This is a genomic window from Paenibacillus sp. NPDC058174, from assembly GCF_042883865.1.
GTDB lineage: Bacteria > Bacillota > Bacilli > Paenibacillales > Paenibacillaceae > Pristimantibacillus.
The window spans coordinates 127578-144515 of sequence record NZ_JBHVUY010000008.1 but is presented as its reverse complement, the minus strand read 5'-3'; the positions used below and the strand labels follow the sequence as shown (position 1 = coordinate 144515).

16 protein-coding genes are annotated in these 16938 nt (G+C 43.5%); 1 reads left to right on the top strand and 15 read right to left on the bottom strand.

Annotated features, from left to right (window positions below):
* Positions 1-10: 10 nt before the first annotated feature.
* The 13 genes from ACFVVF_RS25925 to ACFVVF_RS25865 form a co-directional block, all read right to left on the bottom strand.
* Entirely contained in the window at positions 11-970 is a 960-nt protein-coding gene (locus ACFVVF_RS25925; protein WP_387815668.1) for an aldo/keto reductase, read from the bottom strand.
* Between the two features lie 22 nt (positions 971-992).
* A complete protein-coding gene (locus ACFVVF_RS25920; protein ID WP_387815666.1) occupies positions 993-1607 on the bottom strand; it encodes a cysteine hydrolase family protein in 615 nt (204 codons plus the stop codon).
* A gap of 36 nt (positions 1608-1643) precedes the next feature.
* Positions 1644-2216 carry a TetR/AcrR family transcriptional regulator gene (locus ACFVVF_RS25915; RefSeq protein WP_387815664.1) on the bottom strand — a complete coding sequence of 191 codons (573 nt, stop codon included), beginning with the start codon at positions 2214-2216 and terminating at the stop codon, positions 1644-1646.
* A 187-nt stretch (positions 2217-2403) separates the two neighbouring features.
* Positions 2404-3387, bottom strand: coding sequence for a histidinol phosphate phosphatase domain-containing protein (locus tag ACFVVF_RS25910; RefSeq protein ID WP_387815662.1), 984 nt, complete (start codon positions 3385-3387; stop codon positions 2404-2406).
* Positions 3384-4853 (bottom strand): leucyl aminopeptidase family protein, encoded by a 1470-nt coding sequence (locus tag ACFVVF_RS25905; RefSeq protein ID WP_387815660.1) that lies wholly within the window; start codon positions 4851-4853, stop codon positions 3384-3386. Before ACFVVF_RS25905 ends, ACFVVF_RS25910 begins: the two co-directional genes overlap by 4 nt.
* On the bottom strand, positions 4850-5755 hold the full coding sequence (locus tag ACFVVF_RS25900; RefSeq protein WP_387815658.1) for a metallophosphoesterase family protein: 906 nt from the start codon (positions 5753-5755) through the stop codon (positions 4850-4852). Before ACFVVF_RS25900 ends, ACFVVF_RS25905 begins: the two co-directional genes overlap by 4 nt.
* Before the next feature lie 38 nt (positions 5756-5793).
* The gene (locus ACFVVF_RS25895) at positions 5794-7161 is read right to left on the bottom strand and encodes an MATE family efflux transporter (RefSeq protein WP_387815656.1); all 1368 of its coding nucleotides are present in this window, start codon (positions 7159-7161) and stop codon (positions 5794-5796) included.
* Positions 7162-7285: 124 nt separating this feature from the next.
* Positions 7286-8197: a carbohydrate ABC transporter permease gene (locus ACFVVF_RS25890; RefSeq protein WP_387815654.1), complete on the bottom strand. Its 912-nt coding sequence runs from the start codon at positions 8195-8197 to the stop codon at positions 7286-7288.
* An 85-nt stretch (positions 8198-8282) separates the two neighbouring features.
* Positions 8283-9995 carry an extracellular solute-binding protein gene (locus ACFVVF_RS25885; RefSeq protein WP_387815652.1) on the bottom strand — a complete coding sequence of 571 codons (1713 nt, stop codon included), beginning with the start codon at positions 9993-9995 and terminating at the stop codon, positions 8283-8285.
* Positions 9996-10052: 57 nt separating this feature from the next.
* Positions 10053-11021, bottom strand: coding sequence for an ABC transporter permease (locus ACFVVF_RS25880; protein WP_387815650.1), 969 nt, complete (start codon positions 11019-11021; stop codon positions 10053-10055).
* A 93-nt stretch (positions 11022-11114) separates the two neighbouring features.
* Entirely contained in the window at positions 11115-12884 is a 1770-nt protein-coding gene (locus tag ACFVVF_RS25875) for a LamG-like jellyroll fold domain-containing protein (RefSeq protein ID WP_387815648.1), read from the bottom strand.
* Positions 12885-13421: a 5' nucleotidase, NT5C type gene (locus tag ACFVVF_RS25870; protein ID WP_387815646.1), complete on the bottom strand. Its 537-nt coding sequence runs from the start codon at positions 13419-13421 to the stop codon at positions 12885-12887.
* 63 nt (positions 13422-13484) lie between these two features.
* On the bottom strand, positions 13485-14261 hold the full coding sequence (locus ACFVVF_RS25865) for a DeoR/GlpR family DNA-binding transcription regulator (RefSeq protein WP_387815644.1): 777 nt from the start codon (positions 14259-14261) through the stop codon (positions 13485-13487).
* A 610-nt stretch (positions 14262-14871) separates the two neighbouring features.
* On the opposite strand from ACFVVF_RS25865, the gene ACFVVF_RS25860 reads away from it, so the two are divergent.
* The gene (locus ACFVVF_RS25860; protein WP_387815642.1) at positions 14872-15525 is read left to right on the top strand and encodes an S-layer homology domain-containing protein; all 654 of its coding nucleotides are present in this window, start codon (positions 14872-14874) and stop codon (positions 15523-15525) included.
* A gap of 178 nt (positions 15526-15703) precedes the next feature.
* Here ACFVVF_RS25860 and ACFVVF_RS25855 read toward each other — a convergent pair whose 3' ends face one another.
* Together ACFVVF_RS25855 and ACFVVF_RS25850 are read right to left on the bottom strand one after the other, a co-directional pair.
* Positions 15704-16411: a 4'-phosphopantetheinyl transferase family protein gene (locus ACFVVF_RS25855; protein ID WP_387815640.1), complete on the bottom strand. Its 708-nt coding sequence runs from the start codon at positions 16409-16411 to the stop codon at positions 15704-15706.
* A gap of 62 nt (positions 16412-16473) precedes the next feature.
* The gene (locus ACFVVF_RS25850) at positions 16474-16875 is read right to left on the bottom strand and encodes a ribbon-helix-helix protein, CopG family (protein WP_387815638.1); all 402 of its coding nucleotides are present in this window, start codon (positions 16873-16875) and stop codon (positions 16474-16476) included.
* Positions 16876-16938: the final 63 nt, after the last annotated feature.

The window sequence follows — 16938 nt, the reverse complement described above, 5'->3', positions numbered from 1 at the left end:
TGCGCCGAGTTTAAATCATGTTGTTTTCCCATGACCCTCGAATTTCTACATTTGTTGACTTCGCTGCCCGTTCCAATTCTTCAATTTCATTATTTGTTAGCCTTACGTCAATGGCAGAAACGGCACTAGCGACATGCGATAGTTTCGTCACGCCTATAATTGGTACTGTTCCCTTGGCGATTGCCCAAGCAATGGCGATTTCAGCAGGATTAACTTGATGCCGGCTGCCAATTTCTCTCAACAGCTCCAACAAATCTTCAATTTTGACGAATACCTCTTTATGAAAGGCGTCTCCTCTCCGAGTTCCCTCTTTAAAAAGATTCTGAGCATTGTATTTACCAGTTAATGCACCTTGCTCCAATACCATATAAGAGAAAAAAATCAAGTCATTAGCATTGCAATACTCGATTATTCCAGCTTCTTCTGAGGCACGATAAAGCAGGCTGTAATGGTTTTGAACCGCTGACAGTTGAAGCCCCTCTTGAGCCAATATATCCGCAGCGAGCTTAATTTCGTCCAAATTATGGTTGGACACGCCTGCATGCTTTATTTTTCCGCTTTTCATTAACGGAACCAGTTGTCTAGTCCAGCGTTGGACATCTTTCGGATTGTGGATCCAATAAATATCTGCATGTTCCGTACCAAGCCGCTGCAAACTTTCACCGATGCTTTCTTCAAGAGCATGGTCTGACTGCTCAATACGAGGCGTGAACTTCGTTGAGATCAGGACGTCGTCTCTTCCTTGAATAAACGTTGCGAGAATGGCTTCCGAAGCACCCATGCCATAAACTGCAGCTGTATCCCAAAGATTCAATCCGGCGTCCATTGCCGCATCGAATATAGGCTTTAAATCCTCGGACATCAAAGCATTTCCAAAAACCGCGTCTCCTCCGTTAGCCCCGGTTCCCCAAGACCAAGTACCAAGAGCAATAGAAGGGATATTGGTGTTTTTTAGCTGGACGGTTCTCATGATACATCTCTCCTTTAATTGTTTATAGGGACGCAAGAAGTTCTTCTGTTGTTAAAATAGCATGTGCAAATGTAGGACCATTAATTTCATGCGCTGCATGCATTGCCTCTTTACTGAAAGCAGCTGTTGCATCTTTAACAAGGGTGACATGATAACCAAGTTCCATGCCGAAGCGTGCTGTCGCTTCAATGCATGTATTGGCTAACATGCCAATTACAATAATCTTTTGTACACCGTGCATTTTAAGCTGATGATCCAAGTCCGTGTTTGCGAAGCCGCTGCTTCCCCAATGCTCCTTAATAATCACATCATTTTTTTGTGGTTGAAAATCAGGATGAAATTCTCCGCCCCATGAACCTTTAGCAAATACTTGTCTTTGTTTCGTAAGAAGCTGATACGGAGTCGGGTGCAGCCAATTTTGAAAATCGTCAGGTTCAGAGCGATGGTGAGGAACAAAAAAGACTTGAATGCCAGCTTGCCGAACAGCATTAACGATCTCTTTCAAATGCTCCAGCAAATTTACGGAATCTGCTACTTCTTTAGCACGCAAGAAGCTTTTGCCTTCCGGTGCTAAGAAATCATTATAAGGGTCAACTAAAAGCAGCCCTGTTGTTATTGGCTTGTATATCTTCGTCATAGGTATGCAGTCCCTTCCAGTTATAAATTAAAAAAATCATTTTAATAAAGACATATTCATTTCTATAATTTGGCTTAATTTTTCCCTGTCTGTAATCGTTTTAACCATAACGCGAAGTCCGATCAGTGCATTGTTAAAATATTGAGCAAGCTGTTCCGCGTTTAGCGTCTTGGAAAGTTCCCCTGAAAGTTGGCCTTCGATAATAAGGTCATGTATTAATTGTTCCGTAAAGTCCCAGAACTGAAGAACACAATCCCTTGCCTCTGAATCATGAGTGCCCAATTCAACCGCAGTATTCACAATAAAACATCCCACAGGAGACTCTTCCCCTGGATGAATTGCCCTTTCAAACAGCATTTGAATTGCTTCTCTCCCAGAAAGGCCAGCTAGACGGACTTTATACGATTGCTCAAGCGTTTCACTATATCTTTTTAATGCTTCGATATACAACGAATTTTTATCGCTAAAAGTATCATACAAGCTCCCTTTATGAATCCCCATGTGTGATACTAATTCTTTCATGGAAGTTTTCTCATACCCTTGTTCCCAAAATAACAGCATGCCTTTATGCAAAACTGTATCACGATCAAATTCCTTTGTTCTGACCATTCATACTCCTCCTTTCACATAAACCTAGAATAAAGAACGATCGGTCAAGATCTTTCGAGAACAAATGTAACACTTTAAGAACGATCGGTCAAGATTAAATTTGAACAATCGTTCTTAAATGAATAAAAAAAGGATGAAGAAGCGTCAAGGCGCTTCCCCATCCTTTTTTTTGAATAACAATATCCTATTAAAAGTCAGTATAGATTCTATTGCGGTTCTCGAAATAGACAATTTCCTTATAGCCAGTGTCACGAGCCAGTTGTGCTGCTTCCTCCAGCATCATCCCAATATCGTCAGGAAAATGAGAATCGGAACCAAATGTGATAGGAACGCCATGCTCGTAGAGTTTATTCAAGAAAGCAGGACTCGGGCACATCTCCTTTACAGGATAACGGTATGCCAATCCGGTATTAATCTCGGAAGCGATATCTGACTCCTTAAGCGTCTTGGCCACATCATCGTACAGTTCAAGCATATTCACCTCATCCGGTCTATAATTGAATACTTTCAAATTATCCAGATGGGCAATAATATCGAAGAGACCGGAGCGTGCTGCCTGCTTCACATGCTCGAAGCCGTAAGCATACAGTTCAAGTAAATTCTTTTGCCCGAACAAGTGCTGCAGCTCGGGGTTGTCAAATCCCCAGCCGTCAATAAAATGTACACTGCCTATCACATAATCCAGTTCATATTGATCAAGCAGCACCTTGAGCTCAGCTTCTCCGCCCGGAAAAAAGTCCGCCTCCACTCCCAGCGAGATCGGGTAGCCCTTCTTCTGCGTTCTGCGTACTGCCGACAAATAATCTTCAATGGAGCCAATCCGCACTTGTTCCAGCCAATAACGTTGCAGGCGGCCCAGTTCACTATTATCGAGTGTCATATACCGTTCATAATAAGTCTGAAACTCATCGAATCGATAGAGATGATCGACAATGCCAAATCTCTCGATTCCCCGTTGTAGTCCCGCAGTCATATAAGTTTCGATCCATTGCTCGGAGAAGCAGCCTTCAGTTAGTCTCTTCTGCAGCCGTTCAACCTGTGTGGTCACCCAGGACAATGAATGCTTCCGTTCTTCACAGCCAGTGACATTTGCAATTGAGCTTGCTGTTCTTTGCAGCCATTTGAAAGAATAAGGTCCTTCTTCAAGATGGAAATGAAAATCTACCTTCACTTGTTTGTATCCTCCGTCCTCAAAGCTGCGCGATCCATCAAATAAGCTGCCAGCATCCGAGTTCCGAACCCAGTCGCCCCGACAGCATACTCTCCCTTCGCTGAAGAAGCTGCCTTAACACCATTCATATCGATATGCACCCATTTGAGCGAAGCATCCACGAATTTATGCAAGAACAGGGCAGGAATAATGACTCTGGCTTCAGGTACACGGCTTATGTTGCTAATGTCGGCGTAATCACTGTCCAGATAGGATTCATACTCGAGTTCTAGAGGCAACTGCCATAGCTTCTCACCGAATGGAGCCCCGAATGCCTTAAGCGAATCGGTCATTGCATCATCTCCAAAAGCAGCTGCGAATTTGGAGCCGAACGCATGAACGACAGAGTACGTTAATGTCGCCAGATCAATCGCTTCACTTGCACCGATCGTGTGCGCATGAATCAGAGCATCCGCAAGAATAAGCCGGCCCTCTGCATCCGTATTGCTAACTTGAACGGTAAGTCCGTTCGCATAGCGAATCGTCTCTCCCGGCAATAGTGCGTCATCAAACGGACAATTCTCGGCTGCAGGAATCAATACCGCTACGTTCGCTAAAGTACCGCTGTTAACGATAATGTCCAGCGCTCCAAGCACAGCTGCAGCACCCGCCATGTCCATCCGCATTTCACTAAAGTCATAATCCTGTTTCAGGTTAATACCGCCTGTATCAAACGTAACACCTTTGCCGATCAACGCAGTAAGCGGAAGTGAAGCGTCCGTACAGTACCGAAGTTCAATGAATACAGGTGAATGCTTGCTGCCTCGGCCAACTGCTGCCAGACCTGCGAATTGCTGCTCGTCCCCTTCGTAGAGCTTGATTTGAACTTGTGTTTCAGCAAATCGCTCCGCGACCCTCTCCGCCAACATCCCGGGGCGGAGCCCGTTTGGCGGCTCGTTGGTCAGCTCTCGTGCCCAGATGACACTCTCGGCGCGTATTTCTCCAAGTTGAATTGCGCGCAAGTTATCCTCTGTCTCTTGAACATCCACATATAAGTGCGTCGCCATCTGCTCGGCAGGCTTGGACTTATATTTCGTGAAGGAATAGGTGCCGAGCTTCCATCCTTCAACCCATCCGGAAATGATATCCGTGTCAAGCTGCTTGGCTAGATCTCCTGTAATAAGCGCCTCGAAAGAAACTACTGCGGACTGACGGCGCTCCTGCCATACTGCACGGCCCGCATTTCCTGCGGCCTCGCGAATTATTGCTCCATTGAATCCATCCGTCTTACCGAGTCCAACGAGCAGGAAATCATGTTCATCATTTCGGCCGTAAAACCAATTCACAGCATGCCTTGCTCCAATACTGGGCACCTGCTTTAATGCCCGAAAGCCTCTTAAAACTTCTGGAAGCGCATCTAACCGGTCCTCGAATACTGGAATGATGATTGTCCGTGATGCAGTGTTTGATCCTAACTCAACATTCATCGTATGATCTCCCCATCGTCTTGTCTGATCCAGGTGTCAAATGAACGCTTGCTTTCTTGAAGGCTAATGACTCTCGCCCCTCTTTTGAGATTGCCATAGGCGTTGTAACCGGTCGACCGGCCAAAGCACATGCGAATTCCATGATAAGTGCCACAGTAATCATTGTCATGATCATGGCCAACAAAGGTTCCCATCACATCCCTCATCTCAATCATCGCACTGAACAATCCACTATTGATTCTCGGACATTCAACGTCTTCTCCCTTTACTCCGGTAACCTGCTCTCCGGTCCATGCGAATTCGTACTCAGGTAACGGAATATGAAAAAATGCAAGTGCAGGCAGGGGAGCTCCATTAAGCTCGGTATATTGACCGGATTTCTCCATATACCAACGAATCTGATCATGATGAATCCATTCGTATCCGCCAATTGACTCAGGCGCATACGAGCCAGAGTCAAAAAAGTACAGCATCAAACTGTCGCCGCCTCCTTCTGAATGCTTCACAGGCAGCGTATAATTGCCCACTCCATGGATCCCGGCAGGTCCAGCCACCGTCAAGCAACCGGCATATTCTTGCTGGACAGCCAGGAGTTCCTCTCTAGTTACACCTGCTTCAGCATCATGATTGCCGAATACGCCAGCCCAAGGGATTCCCGAACGGACAACCGGCTCAAGCGCCTTACGGCACGAAATCAGCGGGTCCGTTATATCATGGCTCCAGTTCAGATCGCCTGTCAGCACGATAAGATCTGGCTGTTCCGCGGTCAAAATTTGTTCAATAAGCTGTACCGTTCTATCATCATCCACCCGCTCCTTAGCGTGTTCATCTCCAATATGCAAATCCGTCAGCTGTACAATTTTAAAGGTCCCGTCCGGGCGAAATTTCAATTCATTATTCAAGATATATGCCTCCTTTTTAACAAGCCGCCAGCTATCCTCTACGTGGACATGCCACTTGACGCAACAAGATCCAACTTCTTCCATCCCCTTCTTTTCCATCTATAGAACATTAAACCTGCTCTTGCCCATTCGTCAATTGCAAAGGCAAGCCATATTCCTGCTAAGCCCATATTTAATGTAATTCCCATAACATAAGCTAATGGAACACTAATTCCCCACATGGATACAATTCCAATTATAACAGGAAAGCGCACATCTCCTGCTGCATTAAGCGAGCTAATAAGCACCATATTGCATGCCCTTGCAGGCTCAAGCAATATGGATAGCAGGAAAAGCTGGGTGCCAAGTCGGATAATATCTGCATCTGAGGTGAATAGATGCAATAGCGGCTCAGAGATGAAGTATAATAGGACGCTTACGCCTCCTGTAAGCAAAAGCCCGACTTTTAAGCTGTACACTCCTGACCGATATGCATCCTCCTTTTGATCGGCTCCAATCAAATGCCCTACAATAATTTGTGTTCCTGAACCTACTGCCATCGAAATAATAAATATAAAACCGGTCATATTTTGAGTATAGATTTTCGTTGTAAGCGCAGCCGCTCCTAGCATCGTAATAAAATAAGTAATGATGCTTTGCGACAAATTATAAGAAACCGGCTCTCCTGCAGAAGGCAAACCAAGCTTAAATAATAAGCGCAGGTCTCCTCCTTGGATTCGCCTAGGATTTATCAAACGTAAAGGATGCTCAAGCCTGCGATAGCAAAGTACTAGAAAAACAAGCAATGATATAATTCTGCATACCCAAGTTACAAGCGCAACCCCTTCTACACCAAACACTGGCAGTCCAAACGGCTTCATTAATACTATATAATTGCCTATAATATTAATTACATTGATTACCAGAGACAGCAGCATCATTTCCTTCACAATACCCCGGCATCGCAGCATAGTCCCTAATGTCATTGTTAATGCAATCATAAACATAGAGCCGCCTACTATAGACAAGTAGGTCTCTGCAAGTTTAGTAACCTCACTCGACAAATGAAATAGTTGAATAAACGTCTCAGGAAAAAAGAACAAAGCCGAACTAATAACAAGACCTAGCATCAGGTTCAGCGTCAAGGATACCGAACTAATCCGCTCCACTCCTCCAAGCTGCCCTGCGCCAAGCCATTGATTTAACACCACTGCAGTACCAATTGTAATAAATCCAAATAGCATTCCCGCTACAGTAAGCACTTGATTAGCTAGTCCAACCGCAGCTACCGCTTCATCCGAATAGCTGCTTAACATCATTGTATCCACTGCCCCTAACAGCATGCCAAACAATAGTTCAATAGAAATCGGCCAGGTTAGCGAAAACAAGCTCGGAGTATTTAATGCTGATGAACGCTTAGACTTCACGGTCACCAGCCCCCTGCTCTATGAATAACGGCACTGCGCTTTGTTGACAAGGACTAACAAGCTTCATCATGTTTCTCTCCTTCTATCTCTCTGGTGCTGTGTTGTATCAAGTATGCTTAGCTTGTTACTCCTTAATAGAACCAATCATAACGCCCTGAGCAAAATATTTTTGCAGCAAAGGGTACACAATTAAAATAGGTGTGATGACGATAATAATCGTCGCCATTTTCAAAGATGTTCCTGTTACAGTTATTTTTTGTGCCATATCTAATTGAATAGCATTTGTTACATTTGTCAGCGTATCTGCTAGCGCCTTTTGCTTCGTCAGCATTTCCTGCAAAACAGTAGACAAAGGCTTTAAGGACGAATCTCTTACGTAAAATGCACCAGTAAACCAGTCATTCCAATGGCCTACTGCATTGAAGAGAGCAATTGCTGCAAACACAGGCTTGCTTACCGGCACCACGATACGCATGAAAATCGCAAAGTCCCCGCAGCCATCTATCCTTGCGGCTTCCTCTAGGCCATCTGGTATTTGTTCGAAGAAGGACCGCATAATCATCATGTTCCACACACTGTACAAGGCTGGAAGCACATATACCCAAATGCTGTTTGTTAAAGACAGGCTTTTGAGCACAATGTAGTAAGGAATCATACCGCCGCTAAACAGCATGGTGAAGAAAATAATAAAGGTAATCTGCTTATGACCGGGCATTGAACGGTTCTTCAAAGCATACGCAGCCATCGCTGTCAGCAATACACTCAAAATCGTCCCTACTACAGTACGAAACATTGAAATAATAAAACCATTTATGATGTTGGATTCTTTAAACACTTCTGCGAAGTTTCCAAACGTAAATTCCCTCGGCCAAAAATAAATACCGCCCTTAGCAGCATCCGTCCCTTCATTAAAAGCTAAAGCCAGTACGTTTAAGATTGGCAGCAGAATGCTTAAGCATAGCAATATAAGAATCGCATAATTGATATAGCTCAGTGATTTGTCGAGTACTGTGGAAGACGTAGCTAGTTTCTTCATGTGATGCTTCTCCCCGTTTCATTTGACAGAAGCCCTCTGCCTATAAAGGAGAAGGCTTCTGCCGCGTATGACTGCCTATAAGCTATTAGAATAGCAATTTTGTTTGCGGATCCTTATCTTTCTCTTCTAGCAGCTTGATATAATCCTCAAGGCCAGCAGCTTGAAGCTGCTTCGCTGCTGCATCAAGGATCGTTTTGGCTTCGTTCATGTCCTTCGCATAGTATGCTCTGATCATGCTTTCTTTGTATTTATCAAGCGCCATTGTCAGCTGGTTTCCTTTATTAAATTGTCCAATAAAGGCAAGGGCAGCATAACCGTCTTTCACTTCAGCGTTTTTATGCTTTTCGTCATAACCCCAATAGTCAGCAAGGGATAAAGGCATTTTATCCTTATCAGGCGTTAAAGAAGAGCCATAAGGAGCTTCACCGAAATCTTCCAAGTCGTTTTTGTCAGTACCGCCTAAGTACCAGCCCCAGTCATTGCCTACTCCACTAAAGCCTAACTTCTTTGCCTTGGCTGGATCTTTCTCAAGCAAATCCAGCACTTCTTTTTTCGGCACTGGGTTTCCTTTTTCATCCAGATCATAGTCGCGTCCTTCTATACCATACATCCACAGCAGTTTACCTTCTCGGCTGGCAAGAAAATCAGCAAGCTTTACAATATCCTCTGGGTTTTTAGTCGTTTTTGGAATCGACCATCCACCATACCCGCTTTTGAATGGCAATTCCATCTTATAAGGACCATCCACCGAATTTAGCGGACCTAGCGGTATATAACGACCATCCTTATTCTCAGCCACATAGTTTTGCATCTCGCCTATAATGGCAAATGAATTGTTCAGCATCCCCTCTTTAGCACGTGTTTCTTCCATCGTGTAATACTCTAGGTGCATAAGTCCTTCTTTAAGCAGCTTCTGAACAAATTCCACTCGCTTCAAGCCATAGTCTGTTTGGCTTTCATGCATGATTTTCCCTGTTGCTGCATCATGCTTGAAGCCTTCACCGTTATAACCTGTCCATACCAGATCGTTGTACAAACTTGGACGATCGCCACCGCCCCAAATAATAGGCCCAATCGGAGATACTTCTTTTCCGTTATTATCTTTAAAGTGTCCATCTTTAATTTTCTTTGCAAGTTCATACAATTGCTCTGAAGTCGTAATCTTGCGCGGATCTACGCCAAGCGCATCTGCAATATCCTTGCGGATGTACGGACCAGCAACATATTTTCGTACGTTGTAGCCACCTTCACGCGGGATATTAATGTGCACCGTATAAGCTGAGCCATTATACTCCGGACGGAACATAACGCCATACTCTGTATCGATTGGCAAATATCCTTTTTCAAAATATTTGCTATATATTTTCGTTTTTTTCAAATAAGGAGCAAGATCATGGAACACATCTTCGCGAGCAGCTTTATTAATGATCTCCATCTCTGGACGGCCGCTGTGGTCCAAATAGTAGCCAATAAAGTCAGGCAAATCACCAGCAACCAGACCTGCAGCCAGCGCATTTGTAGAGTCGTCATGTCCAATCGCTTGAAGCTGCAATTCAATACCTGTCATTTCTTTTAGCTTCGCTAAAATTTCAGGATTCATCTCCTCATCAACATCACTGCCCATGAAAATCAAACCTTTAATTTTGCGATCCGCAATCCAGGTTGCCGGCTTGTCCGATGGAGTACCGCTATTCCCTGACTCACTTGAACCAGAAGAAGATTTTCCTGTACACGCCGTCAATACGATCATTACAGCTAACATTAGCAAAACCGCTTTCGACCAACCTTTGTTCTTCATTGCTGATTTCTCCCTCTCCTTGACCATCTTGTTGTATTTGTGAAGGCTCACGCCGTATCACCACAAAGAAGTTTCAAACCATTTGCGAGATGCTTTATTAACAGCTAGTACAAGAATTAAGCCGATAATGCTTTGCATTAGACCAAGTGCTGTTCCAAAGCCAAACTGTCCAGTTTCAAGTCCCATATAAATAATATAGGTGTCCAGTATTTCGGATATATTCATGTTGCCTGGTGTTTTCAACATGTAAATCTGATCAAAGCCTGCTGATAGAATATTGCCCAGAGATAATATAAAAACGATGAGAATAGTTGCGCGTATGCCCGGCAGTGTAATATGCCATATTTGACGCAGTCGGTTAGCACCATCGATTTTGGCAGCCTCGTATAGGGAAGGGTTAATGCCGACGATGGCAGCAAAATAAATAATGGAGCTCCAGCCGATCTCCTTCCATATATGACTCCAGAACATGATTGGATAAAACGCACTTTCCTTCATTAAGAAAAATGTGCTTCCGTCTCCGCCAAACCATGAAATCACTTGATTGACTAAGCCAGTATCCGGCGCAAGGATGCGCTGGATAAGACCAATGACAATAACCCAAGATAGAAAATGCGGCAAATATACAATACCTTGAATTAAGCCTTGTATTTTTTTACGCTTAATTTCAGCAAACATTAGGGCAAGAATAATCGGAAATGGCATGGCCAGAAATACTTTCATCATACTTATGACTAGTGTATTCTTAATAATCTGCCAGCTTTGCGGGTCCATGAAAAACTGTTCAAAGTAGGTTAAGCCAATCCACGGACTGCCGTAAATTCCTTTATTGAATTGAAAATCCTTGAATGCTAGTACAAGACCAGTCATCGGCCAATACGAGAAAATAATAAAGAATACAATACATGGAAGCAGCATCAAATATAGTTGATAATGCCTGCCTATTCGCTTCATCTTTCTATTACCTGCTGATGTATGCAAATGATTCTTCTCTCCTCCGGCAACTGCCGAAATTTTCGAGCTCATGCTGTTCATACTCCTTTTTAAGAGGCTCTCTGACTAATCAAAGCCTTCAGCTTCTCCGCCTGACAAATTTTTGGAAAATTCTGAATTTAAAATTCAGCTGCTTGTTCCCATTTTATTTTGCTCTACAAAAGCGAACCTCGCTGCAAAATCAAAATTTAACTCAAACTCGTCATAGTCTCCGGTTAAGAAAAGATAGTCAGGATATTGCAGCACTGCATCTTCAGACAGCTTAGCAACCCAAGGTGAAAAGCTTCGGCATTTTATAGCATTGTTCTGCTCGTCCAGCTCCACTAATCGAAGCCATCCGTTTCCACCGCGATAACGATCCTGATAATTCACCAGCATTTGAATAACGTCCTGCCCGTTTTCATTGGAGCAAATTTGATGCACATTGCCATTAAAATGTCCATTAACAGTCATAAAGACTTGTTGATACGGATTAATTAGCTGTTCCCATATGAAAGCGCCATTCTCTGATTCATACGGTATGTTCGTGTCGCCATGAGAAAGCATATATATCAGGTCATGAGATACTAGAATGGTTGGATACTGAGCATACTTGCTTAATATTTCCTTGCACCATGCTAGGTCCACGCGTACATTTTGCATATCTACCATTAGCCACAAATAGTTATAGCTGCCTGCATTCTTAATGGCATATGAGCTATAACGCGAAGGTGAAAAGCCTTTATAATAAGCTTTGCTTGCAAACCGCTGCGGTCCGAAAAATCGAAGATACGCATGAGTATGGTCGTAATCATGGTTGCCCGCAGTTGCCATATAAGCAGCATCACTCTCATCCAGCTTTAATACAGCTGACGATGCCCTGTTCCATTCAACAGTTGAGTCGCTATTATGAACGAAATCACCAACAAAGGCAGTCATCTCAATTTGTAAATCATGCTGCTGCTTCGCAATCCACTCTGTCTGCGCCTCCAGCATTTCCGGATTCAAGTACGATTGCATTTGCGGATCAGGTACAAAAATGAAGTGATAATTACTTTCTCCTGTAAGCTGCGGTTCGCCGGTATATCTCCCTTCAAGAAGCTCCTCTTCAGCAGCAAATGAAAGCCAATCTTCTTGATGGAGCGGCAGGCCTGAAATTCTTATTTCCTTCAAGGCTCCACTGAATAAGTTGTCAATTCGGCCACCCCATTCAGAAGCTCCAATATTCCATCCGTTGCCTTCTATAGCAGCTATACCAGAAATAGGCTCAACAGGACTGTTGTAATCACAGATGCCATTTACATACAGCAGTGTTCTTTGTGTATCATTAACAATGGCAATATGATGCCACTTGCCCTCCTCCAAATAACGTGACCAGCTAGTAGTAGAGGTACTCATATTCATTGGATGGCTTACCCACTGGATTTCCTTGCAGTTGGACACCGACATGGTTGCCAGCACCTCAGCTTCGCCGGTCCGGTCTAGCTCTGCACCTTGACCTTGTCTTGTTACAACGCCCATCCAGCTATGAATCTTATGATCAAATGGATCTGGCAGGCTTATAATCGCTTCGATTGTAAAGCCTTTTACAAAAGTCTCTTTGTTTAATGGCGCATTCTGTTCTGTGCGAAAGTAGTAACCATTTCCTCTAGCGTTTCTATCATTGTTCAATTGCAGAAAGGTATTAGACCCGCTATGCTCCCATGACATACAATTGAGAGTTGCTGCTGGCTCAGTGCTTGTTGTATTCGCAACCGCAAGCATAATACTGTTGCCATTCCCGCTTTCATCCCGTATAACGAGGTTCTCATCTTTAACAGATCCGCTTAGCACGCCCTGCTGTGAAAACCTCCAATGAGCGAGAGGTGTGACAACATGATTTAAAGCTGCTGCATTATACGTTCGTCCATGTTTCATTTATATAAACCCCTTATTCACGAATAACTCTCTTACATCCAGCCAGTTGTCTACTCTAGTAAAGCCGGTAGCAAATCTATTATGAGGGGCACTATACAGAATCCCTTCTCCTCTGAATAAATGAAGCTGGTTCAAATTGTCATCAATTAAGTAATCGGCGTTAACTATGCTTTTATCCCCGCAGAATACGATATGGCTGTCCTGAATGCTCGGAAAATGCTCCTTCAGCCATTCGTACTTTGCCTTGAAGGAAGCCGGCACCTCCATCGCTGCTGTCGCAATAAAAATCTCATATTGCTCCTGAAGCTCGACAATTACCGTCTGACTATCCGATACGACATCTAGACTTCTAAAAAACGCTTCCGAAGTATAAAAGCTCTCAATTTCCTTTCGATAATGCGGTCTGACTTGAATCAAGCTTTTTCCTTCAAGTTCTTCCTTAGTTACATCCTGATCATATTGTTGATTAAATAAATTCAAGAGTGAGATTGCTGTGTTTGCAATAACCTCATCCATATCAATAGCAATCCGCTTCACAACCTAGCTCCTCCTGTTTATTCAAGCTGTATATCTTTCTCAAAACTAGGCTCCAGCTATCTGCTATTCTGCTTCAGCTATAAAAACCCGAATATCCTTATCTGATAAATATTGCTTCCATTCCTGGCTGCAGTGCTTGTCTGTAATAAACATATATACATCGTCCAATGGGCATACATTGGCAAAGGTCGTTCTTCCCAGCTTCGAGGAATCCGCCAGGATGAACGTTTCATCAGCCCTCTCCATCATCATTCTTGAAATCTTGGCCTCGGACAGCTGATAGTCGGTAATCCCCTCTACTAAAGAAACCCCTCCAGCCGATATAAAAGCTTTGTTAACTCGCAATTGATTGATCACCAATTCAGCCAGCGGGCCTTCTACTGATTTTTGTCGCTTGTTGACTTCACCGCCAATGAAAATGATTCTTCCCGGAAAGCTCTCAAGAGCCAGCAACAGTGTCGGCGTCGAGTGAGTGATGATTGTCACGTCCTGGCTTTCTCCCAGATTGCGAATAATTTCAATGGTAGTCGTGCCATTGCCCAGCATGACTGTATCTCCATCATTGATTAAAGCGGCTGCTTGTTTTCCGATTGCCGCCTTCTCCTGCGCATAAAGCTTTGTCTTCATCTCGAAAGGGAGCTCCTGTGAATCCGACTCCAGCTTGACTGCCCCTCCATGCACCTTTTTCAAATTTCCTTCCCGATCAAGACGCTCCAGATCTCTGCGAATCGTCTCCGCGGATACTTGCAGCTGCTCAGCCAGAACCGGAACTTCAACACGGCTTTCCCTTCTTAACACCTCTAAAATTCTCTTCTTTCTTTTCTCGAATGACAGGGACATAATCAAACCTCACTTCACAATATTTACATCACTATTTTGTGGTTTATTTTTGTTTGTTGTGGATTAATTACAATATTAATGACAAAATGTAAGCTTAGAGTTAACGAAAAGTTGATTTTATGTAAATTTGGCGCATGATTCCGATTTTAAAACCACAATAATCCACAAACCCTGACCGTTTTCAAAATAACTGCAGCTTTTGCATTGGTTTTAGCTGATTTATCTGAATTCTACTTCTAAAACAGCAAAAAGCCCAAGCTAATATGCTTGAGCTTTGATCTCATATTCCCATTGTATGGATTGGATTAATCACACACCAGTCCACTACGTTTGTAATAACTTCGATATTACCGCGGGTCGCCCGGGAATACGGGCAAACATTATAAGCTCCCTCGACGATTCGTTTCGCGACGCTCATTTCTATCCCCTTAATAGAGATGTCCATGTGTACTGACAAGACAAAGCCATCGTTTGCAAAATAGTGAAAGCGATATTTCTCCAGAATTGAGGGTACTTGATGCTTTACTGATATTTACCATAAGAGTGCAACATTATTAAACGATGCTCGTTTAAGAGATCGGAGCTTCAATACTACAACGAGGTGATAGACATGAAAAACAAATTTAAAATACTTGCAGTAACTGCCACCGCAATTCTTTCCCTTACCATAGCCGGACATAGCTTTGCCGCTGCTGGACAAGGATTTCAAGAAGCGAATAATGCCAAGATCCAAATCTCAGTCTCTTCGCTGCAAAATAAGGGCATCATGAAAGGGGATCACAAGGGTCGCGTAGAGATTAGTGCTACTCTTCCCGCTGCTCAAGGCGTGCAACTGTTAGTCAATGCGTTTGGATTCAATCTGGATACGATTCGTTTCTTTAAAGAACCTCATGCTACAGATTACTTCAAGAAGGCGGATGATAAAGCTTGCTATGCGCAAGCTCTGATTATTGCAGCGGCTAACGATCTCGGTTTGCCGAATGATCTGGATCCGAAAAAGGTCTGGACCAAGGAAGAATTCACACATTACCTAATGATCGCGTTGGAGAAGAAAACCGAACTGCCAGCAATTAATGAAGACTCCAGCAATAGAGAACAGCTAAGCTGGGATGTGAAGCGTGCACTCATCCTTGGCATAGCTACTCTCGATGCAGACTACAATTTCAATCCGAAAAAAGAAATTACAAGCGGTGAAGCCGCAGAGATGGTCTACAATGCATTGGAGTATTTAGAGACACAACAAGCGCCAACTCTGCAGTCCTAATTAATAACCCCTCTACATGCAGCCGAATGCATGAACTCATCTTTCCTTTTCTCCAGATAGAATAAACCCAGTACCGTCGTGGTACTGGGTTTAATTTTGCATTATTTATCGACGGCAGGCGGCATTTGAAATTATCTGTTTTACGATCTTACCGCCTTCAATTACTAGTCATTTTTTGCTATCCTATCAAATCCAATTTATCCGGAACCATCCTTACGAAGTCACTCAACGTAAAATACTGCGTTACGTTATGTAATTCCGAAGAAGCACAAACGGCCAGCATATGCTCCTCATCCAGTTGACTGTGCCACAATCGGCTATCTTGCCATTTCTGTTGATATTGCACTCGGCCTTGGGCAACATCGATCGTGAACTGGTCGAGCGGCAACGATAACCCTCGGCCATCTGCTTTTATAAAACTTTCTTTCATCGTCCATAACGCATAAAAGTATTGCTGCTGGCTTAACTCCGGTTCTCGAAGCAGCGCCTCGTACTCATCCTTGGAAAAGAAACGTCTAGCAATGTCGAGTGATATTGGCTTCAACTCTTCAACATCGATGCCAACCGGGGTGTGATCGACTGCGCATACTACCCACTGTCCAGAATGAGATAGATTAAAGTAAATCTCCCTCTCATCTTGTTCCCTTGCCAGCATCGGTTTACCAAACGGATTCTGAATAAACTTCAACTCACTATTTCCCCGCCCTGTGCTTTCACACAATGCATACCTGGCCAATAGCTCCCCAAACAATGACCGCTGCGCATCCTTCGCATAATGAAAGCGCGCCACCCGCTCTCGTCTTTCTTCAGAAACGTAAGGCAGCCATTCTTCCCGTTCCATAGATGCCATTTCTCGATCCATCTTAAGATAATAAAGATGAAGCATGTCACACTTCCTTAATTTGAGTTACCTAGTTTGTATAAACGCTCTAGCGGGAATTAAATCAATTATTTTTTATCATTCATAAGAATGAGCCATTTTTTCACTGACTCTGGAGCTCTGATAATTCCGAAAACCCGAATTTTACCGAAGGCTTCTTCTGCTAATTCTCTTGTAACGTCTTTTGCAATGATGAGAGCACCGACGAGCTTAATATCGATTTTCACATTCTCTTCAATTGCTTGCAATAATCGATTGCGATCAAATTCCAGCGCACCGAAAGCAAAGTACTGTGTATGTTTGAACTCCTTTACCTCAGCTGCATGACTGTCTAATTGCCTTCTAATGGCGATACGAATAAAATCACTGCGGTTTGTATAGTAACCTTGGTCTACTAATAGATCAATTTGTCCAAGATCCATTGGCCCAAGATTTATCGTTATTTTTTCTAACTCAGGAATATCCAGCACTCCCCTTCTTTGTACTCTATTTCTTCAACTATGCCTACATAATTTTCCTCTGTCAAGCAAAAT